This is a genomic window from Streptomyces sp. NPDC004721 (assembly GCF_053601495.1).
In genome coordinates, this window is record NZ_JBSGBZ010000160.1 from 1 (window position 1) to 1,259 (window position 1,259).

General features: G+C 68.9%; 2 protein-coding genes. Both read left to right on the top strand.

Features of this window, described 5'->3' with window-relative positions; all coding sequences use genetic code 11:
- The coding region (locus ACWEK3_RS42415; RefSeq protein ID WP_453252277.1) for a cupredoxin domain-containing protein at positions 1–459 on the top strand (459 nt) is incomplete at its 5' end.
- A partial coding sequence (locus ACWEK3_RS42420; RefSeq protein ID WP_450547767.1) for a metallophosphoesterase family protein occupies positions 459–1,259 on the top strand: 801 nt, incomplete at its 3' end. The genes ACWEK3_RS42415 and ACWEK3_RS42420, both read left to right, overlap by 1 nt.

Consider the following 1,259-nt stretch of genomic DNA (forward strand, 5'->3'; position numbering starts at 1 on the left):
AGCGCATGCGGCCAGTCGTCGCATTCCTCGGCCACCGGTGCCGGCGCCATCACACCGGGGCAGGGTCAGCACCAGACGGCCGGCATGCCCGGTGCCTCCGCCGGGCCGGGGAACGCGGCGGGCTCCGCTCCCGGTGCCTCGCCCATGCCCGGCATGAGCATGCCCATGCGCCCCCCGAGCCCCAGTACGCCGGCCGCACCGGTGTCGGGGAACGCCGTGGCGATCAAGAACTTCGCGTTCGCCCCGGCCACGCTGAAGGTCAAAGCGGGCACGACGGTGACCTGGACCAACCAGGACACCGACGCCCACACCGTGACCAGCGCCGGATCGGGCGGCCCGCTGCATTCGGCCGCCCTGGCCACCCACGCCACCTACCGCTACACGTTCACCAAACCCGGCACCTACCACTACCTCTGCACCATCCATCCGTTCATGACCGCCACCGTGGAGGTGACCTGATGACCGAATACCACGACCCTCACCAACGAGCACCGCTGGGTGACACCGAGCTGCCCGCCCGTGAACACGGCATGTCCCGGCGCCAACTCCTCCGGCATGCTGGGTGGTTCGGCGGGGCCGTAGTGCTGACCGTGGCCAGTGGAGAGGTGATCAGCCACATCGCCGACACCCGCGGCATCCCCGGAACCACCGCCGCCGGAACCGCCGCTGCGGGAGCCCGCACGACGGCGAGCGGGGCGCTGCGGTTCGTGCAGGTCTCCGACAGCCACATCGGCTTCCAGGGGCCGGCGAACATGGATGTGGCCGGCTCGTTCACCGAAGCGATCCACCAGGTCAACTCGCTCGGTTTCCGGCCCGACTTCGTCATGCACAGCGGCGACCTGACCCACCTGTCCACGGCAGGGCAGTTCGACCAGGTCAAGCAGATGATGACCGGTATGAAGACAGACCGCGTCTTCACCGTGCCCGGCGAGCACGACTCCATCGGCGACGCGGGCCGCGCCTACCGGCGGACCTTCGGCACGGGCACACTCGGCGACGGCTGGTACAGCTTCGACACCCACGGCGTGCACTTCATCGCCCTGGTCAACACCCTGAGCCTGGAGAAGCTCGGCCACCTCGGCAACGCCCAGATCGACTTCGTCCGCAAGGACATCGCCGGACTGTCGTCGGACACCCCCATCGTGGTCTTCAGCCACATCCCGCTGTTCGCCATGTACCCGCAGTGGGGCTGGAGCACCGACGACGCCCTCAAGGTCATCGCCCTCCTGCGCCGCTTCTCCTCCGTCACCTGCCTCAAC